Source organism: Sulfuricella sp. T08, assembly GCF_000971475.1.
Taxonomy (GTDB): Bacteria; Pseudomonadota; Gammaproteobacteria; order Burkholderiales; family Sulfuricellaceae; genus Sulfuricella.
On sequence record NZ_DF967568.1, the window covers coordinates 1 to 5,866 of the forward strand.

7 protein-coding genes are annotated in these 5,866 nt (G+C 54.0%); 1 reads left to right on the forward strand and 6 read right to left on the reverse strand.

Going from position 1 to position 5,866, the window contains the following annotated elements:
* Window positions 1-391 (reverse strand): DUF6531 domain-containing protein (locus tag SCT_RS15125; protein ID WP_159107920.1); only part of this gene is annotated, 391 nt, incomplete at its 3' end.
* Between the two features lie 155 nt (window positions 392-546).
* Between SCT_RS15125 and SCT_RS15130 the strand changes: the two genes are divergently transcribed.
* Window positions 547-1,185, forward strand: coding sequence for a hypothetical protein (locus tag SCT_RS15130; protein ID WP_059424632.1), 639 nt, complete (start codon window positions 547-549; stop codon window positions 1,183-1,185).
* Here the strand turns inward: SCT_RS15130 and SCT_RS17200 are convergent.
* From SCT_RS17200 to SCT_RS15150, 5 genes are all read right to left on the reverse strand, one after another.
* Window positions 1,144-1,512, reverse strand: coding sequence for a hypothetical protein (locus SCT_RS17200; protein ID WP_144408293.1), 369 nt, complete (start codon window positions 1,510-1,512; stop codon window positions 1,144-1,146). The genes SCT_RS15130 and SCT_RS17200 overlap by 42 nt on opposite strands.
* 11 nt (window positions 1,513-1,523) lie before the next feature.
* On the reverse strand, window positions 1,524-3,539 hold the full coding sequence (locus SCT_RS15135) for an RHS repeat-associated core domain-containing protein (protein WP_371257752.1): 2,016 nt from the start codon (window positions 3,537-3,539) through the stop codon (window positions 1,524-1,526).
* Between the two features lie 206 nt (window positions 3,540-3,745).
* Window positions 3,746-4,207 carry a competence protein ComJ gene (gene comJ / locus SCT_RS15140; protein ID WP_059424637.1) on the reverse strand — a complete coding sequence of 154 codons (462 nt, stop codon included), beginning with the start codon at window positions 4,205-4,207 and terminating at the stop codon, window positions 3,746-3,748.
* Between the two features lie 110 nt (window positions 4,208-4,317).
* Window positions 4,318-4,863 carry a hypothetical protein gene (locus SCT_RS15145; RefSeq protein ID WP_144408294.1) on the reverse strand — a complete coding sequence of 182 codons (546 nt, stop codon included), beginning with the start codon at window positions 4,861-4,863 and terminating at the stop codon, window positions 4,318-4,320.
* Window positions 4,860-5,866: RHS repeat-associated core domain-containing protein (locus SCT_RS15150; RefSeq protein ID WP_189799683.1), on the reverse strand; the 1,007-nt coding region annotated here is incomplete at its 5' end. The genes SCT_RS15145 and SCT_RS15150, both read right to left, overlap by 4 nt.

The following is a 5,866-nucleotide window of genomic DNA, read 5'->3' on the forward strand; positions in this document are numbered from 1 at the left end:
TCCAGGAGACTTTGGCCGCACCGCCTTCGACGCCGTAGAACTTGAGGCTGTGGTTGAAGCTGTGGGTCCAGCCGTAGCCCAGCGGGCCGTCCACTGGCTGACGGCTGTTGTAGGAGCGCTCGAAGACCAGGGGCAGTCCACCGCGACCCTTGATGGTGATGTCGCGTTCGGTGTGGTACATGTTGCCCGTCGCCATGTTGACCGGGTCGCCGGCAGCCGTTGCTGGCGGGCCGTCGGCCAGGGTGACGTTGTTGATGATGTTCTGCCAGGCCGCAGGCATTTCCGCCGGGTTGATGTAGCCGGTGTTGAGTGTCGGGTTGTAGCTGGCGTTGCTCTGCACCAGGGTGTTGACCGTGGCGCCGCCCGCATGCAGCGTCAGCGGTGCGCACACCAGCAGCGGGAGAATGAGCCAAAGAGTAATGGGGGCGCGCATCACGGGCAGATTTTAGGTTTGATGTAATCAGGCAAGATTAACCTGCTTATATGACAGCCGTGTTGTCATGTAGCCATGCCAGGCTTCAGTTTTTTTAGCCGGCTGGAGCAGACATGGCGTGGATGTTGTTGGGGTGGATCGCACTTTGGATCAAGGCGTGGTTCGCGCGGGGATGTCGGCGCGAGCACGGGAGCCGGGTTCGTGGCTTGAGGCTGGCGATTCGGTCACCGCCCAAACCGGCCTGGGTAACCCGCGAGATCATCCGTCTCAAGGTGTTGATGCCCGATGCCGGGTGTCGCACCCTTTCCCTCGTGTTTAATCGGCGCCATGCCGCCAGCCGCAAGATGACGGTGGGCAAGACCTTCGTGGCGGATGCGCTACGGCGCCATCGGTACGAAATCGAGGTAATGCGGCGTAAGCTGAAACATCGCGTGCCGCCGGCCCTGCCGTGCAATCTCGTGTGGGCCATGGATTTGACGGGCAAGGGAGATGCGGCGGAGAACATGCACATGATCTTCGGACTCATCGATCACGGCAGCCGGGCTTTGCTGAGCTTGACGGCATTGCCGGACAAATGCTCCAGGGAAGTTACAGCGAGGTTAAAGGCAAGGAAAATTCGGGGTGCCCGAAGTCGAAAATGCTCGGCGGACAGGCGGACGGGACACCTGGTACCGTTGGTTCTCAATTCATTGCGCCATTGCGTGAGGACTTTACATCGCTTTCAATCTTGCTGCCGTTTCTGTTTCATATAGTTCGGCCCAAGCGATCGACTCAAACTCATTGTCATGAACCTGGTCTCGCTCATCTGGGTTGTCGATTAACAACCGAGCTACATGCACAAGAACCGGCCACCCCTTTATCGGGAACAACGAGTCACCTTTGTGGCGAGTTGCAACCAACACGTTATCAATTTCACGACCGCCAAGCCCGTACAATTGCCCAATGAGAGGAGGATCAATTCTTATCAAGAGAAGATCGTCACGGCTATCGGATCGAAGTCGTTTAACGCGCTTGCAGCTTCGCGGCTCCTCAAGGTTATAACCTTCACTCGAAGCAAGGTAAAAATCAGGCGTGTCCATATACATCCTCCTCAGAACTTTGGATTAATCCCTTGAACATTTTGTAGCTTGATCTGCGATTGTGGGTTGGGGATTACAACTTCGGGCAAACCACCAATATTGCCATGCAGCGGATCGGCGGCTTTCAGCGTGACCCCTGATGTATCCTTCAGAACGCCTTCGCTCAGGAAGCGACCAGAGTTCTGATTAGGCAGTCCAGCAGTGTCACGATAGTTCTGGACTGTCCGTGGATCAACAGTCGTCCAAGACCTTCCCCATGCATTTGCTCCATCACCCCAGACTCGGAAGACTTGGGTTCCTTCCTGCACACCAGCCTTCGCGCCACCCCTCCCCATTGTACCAAGCAGAAGGAGAGCATCAACACTGCCCTGTTTGTTTTCGGCCATTCCCTGAATGGCTGTGTCAACCAGCGTTTGATCGCCAGTGATGACACCTTGTGCAGCCGCTACCAGTCCTCCAAAAGCCTTTCCGGTAGCTACCGCAGGTGAAGTATCCCACGATTCTTTGACACTAGTGGATAGGCTTTGGTAGCCGGAAGACAGCGTATTACCAACATCCGTCACCGTATTACTGAAGTAATTTTTACCCGCGTCCGCCAACATCATGCTGAGCGGACTGACCGCCTTCAGCCCCCACGGATCGGTGAACATCACCGGGGAGTTATTCACGTAAGCGTACTGGTTAATTCCGCCACTTAGCCCAATCGGATCACGTGAGACGAATCTCCCGATTGATGGATCGTAGAACCTGGCACGATAAAACGTCAGGCCTGTCTCGTCCGGTTCGCGCCCCGTAAAGCCATACTGCGCAGCTTGCGGAATGGTGCCGGCCAGCTTATTCCCCCACGCATCAAAGCGCTCAGTCTGGGTGGTCGTGTCAGTGCTGTTGCTTAGCCCCACGATTGAGCCCAGCCCATCCGCATGGTAATACTGTGCCTGGCCGTAACTGCTGGCACCGGTCACCGTAGCCTTGATCACCGGATCATCCACCCCGCCACCACTGGTATAGACCGCATTGGGATTGGTCCAGGCAGCCCCGTATTCCGCATAGATGTCCTGCCCGTCATACAGCCATTGGGTGGTGATTCCACCCGTGACTTTGCGGATGCGCCTGCCATCCGCATCGTAGCCGTAGGCCACGGTAGTGGCACCCTTGGTTACCTGGGCCAGCTGGTTGAGCGCATCCCAGGTGTAGCTTCTGCTACCGTCACTTTGCAGGTTGCCGTTGTTGTCATAGCTCAGGGTACTCAGCAGCGTGCCGGTAATGGTGCCGTTGTGTATCTCGGTGAGCTGGTTGGCATCATCGTATTTATAGGCCAGCGTGCTGGTGGCCGGGTTGCCGATGCTTTTCAGGGTACGGTTGTTCCACGGGTCATAGCTGTCGTTTTCCTGCTGTGCCGCCGTGCCGTTGGTGATTTGCGTCAGACGGCTGAGTTCGTCGTAGCTGTAGGCGTAGTTGAGCGTGCTGCCGCCGATGTTCTCGGTCTGGCTGGCGCGGTTGCCTACGCCGTCATAGGTGTAGTCGTGCTGGGTGAGGATGGTGCTGGCGGTATTGCGGTTGACGAGCTGTTTGAGGCTGTTGTCGGCGTTGTAGGCGTAGCGGGCCGATGCGTTGTTGGCCAGCCACCTTTCCGTCAGGCGCCCACCCGCGTCGAAGCGGTAGGTGACGGTGTCGTTGTTGGGTGCGGTGACGCCGGCCAACCGACCTACCGGGTCGTACAGGTAGTTGGTGATGCGCCCGTCGCTGTCGGTTAGGCGGTTCAACAGGCCACCGGGGCTCCAGCTGTAGCTGAGATTTTTGAGGCCACGACTGTCGATGACTGAGGTGAGGCGGTGGCTGTTGTCGTAGCCGTAGGTGGTGATGGCTTCGGGGTGAACGGTCTGGATCACCTGGCCCAGGGCGTTGCGGGTGTAGGTGGTCAAGCGCCCGCCTTGTTCGGTGCGGCTTATCAGTTGGTGGCCGGTGTCCCAGGTGTAGCTGGTGGTCTGGTTCTTGGCGTCGGTGACGCCAAAAACCAGCTGACAAATAAATTTTTAAAGAGCGATATGCTGTTATGCCGCTTCAGCGGCTAACTCGGGCTATGCATGTTTACGTGAATGCTATGTGTATAGACCTGACCCCGTGTTTGTGTTTGGACCTGACCCCGTGTTTGCATGCGAAGCGTTCGCAAACCGAAATTTGTTCCGCAGTGGCAATGGCAGTGTCGGTCATGTTTGCTGTGTCTAAAGTGCCCTTATGCCGGATTTGCTCTCATTTCCAATGGGTAAGTTGGACAAAGCTGTGAATCCTCAATTAAAACTTGGGGTTCGACCTCGTGTTGTAGCATAAAAGTAATTATCGCCCACTGACCCTGGGCGCCAACCTGCCCCGTTTCGAAATATAGTGCATAGTGGCCTGCTGGTATATCGAACAGATGGGAATCTGAAATGCTCCCAACCTCGACGCCGCAAGCATCTACGTCAAATGGCACCACAAACGCTCTTTTAGCACCTTCGGTTGGCTTGAAATTTTCAGCCATAACCACATTAATTCTGCATACGCCTTCTTCCTCAAGCATGCGAAAGGAGGCAGATTTTTCTCTCCACGTAAAGCCCTGTTTCACGTGTCTGTCAGACCAATCGTTGAAAGGTTTATCCAGCGCAGGCGAGAAAGCCGCGACCTGAGCATACGAGTAATAAAGATCAAATGAGGACATACGTTATGGAACAATCTTAATGTTAACTTTGTCACCAGGTTTGAGTCCCCTTATCTGATTACCGATAGTGGCTCCCGAACCCATTGTAGGTTACCGCATAGGGACAACCGTTATTTGCCCGTCCACAACAAATTAAAATCTAAACCCACTAGTTTATTTGACACCCAGAAATCAACAAACTCTTGCGTAACAAAAGTTGGGCTAACGCGCATTTCATTAATCTTAAAAATACACCTACCTCGCAGGGCCTCTGGATTAAAAACATATTTTCTAATTTGCATAATTCTACCGTCAGAGAACCGGTCAATTACAGATTTATCTTGAATCACCGCATTCTCTACTAAAGGCGGATCACATAGAAATAGGCGTTCAGAATCGCAAATAAATTCATAAAGTTTAGCGGAGCCAAGCAACCTCTTTAGGCTGTTTGAAACACTATCCCTAAAAACCAAAGCATGCCCCCCAAGCCATGGCGCATCTGACCGAAGATATTCCTTGCCTTCTTCGTCTTCACGAATTATTTGCATCAAAGGAAGCCGATCTCCCTCAAGGGGATCGCCATGAATCAGGGAGCTAATTATCAAGAAATCTGATGAGACTTTGGGCTGACAAAGTTCGTATCCTTCACTTCCTATTGGCTTATAAACTGAAATCAAGGCTTCCCTCCATTTAAAAGTCTGGCTCTGATTTGCGACAAGACATCAATGACTTCTTTCTTGCTGGTGGCCTGCAGAAGTGCCGTTGTTACAGAATCGTAATATTCCTTCGTATGCACTGCCGCATGTGCTACGGCATCGCTGGCTTCAGCGAGCGCCTTGGTTGCTGGCAGGAAAACACCATTTGCAGCATCATTTATACCTACCCCAAAGTTTTGCAAGATAGCGCGTGCTTCGGCCGCTGCATTCGCTCCACCAGCTACAATATGGTGTGCCGCATCTCCTGCTTCTCGGGCAAATCCATCGTTTTCTAGTGCTATACCCAAAGCACGTGAAGACGCCTGTTCAGTGGTAACAACAGCCTTGATACTTCCAACTGCTGCGCCAACCATCGCCACTTCCGGGCCAAGACCTTGCAAAAACTTATTGGCAGTATCTGCGAAACTCTCATTGCGGCCAGAGTCTAGGACTCTTTGACCGAACGCTTGCAAGTTCTGACCGGCATCCGTCAGCGTATTACCTGCATAGCTGATCGCGCTCGTCGCATCGGCCAGCAGAACTTTAGCCAGCAAGCCATTCGGATCGTTGAAGTTTACCGGATTGTTATTCACATAGCTGTAGAGGTTAATGCCGCCATTGAGCCCAATCGGATCACGTTGCGTGAACCGTCCAATACTCGGATCGTAGTATCGCGCCCTGTAATACACCAAGCCGCTTTCGTCCGGCTCCCGTCCCGTGAAGCCATACTGCGCACTCTGCGGAATCGTCCCAGCCAGCTTATTCCCCCACGCATCAAACCGCTCCGTCTGGGTAGTGGCATCGGTGCTGTTGCTCAGTCCTACGATACTGCCCAGCCCATCTGCATGGTAATAGCTTGCCTGGCCGTAGCTGCTGGCGCCCGTCACCGTTGCCTTGATCACCGGATCATCCACCCCGCCACCACTGGTATAGACCGCATTGGGGTTGGTCCAGGCAGCCCCGTATTCCGCATAGATGTCCTGCC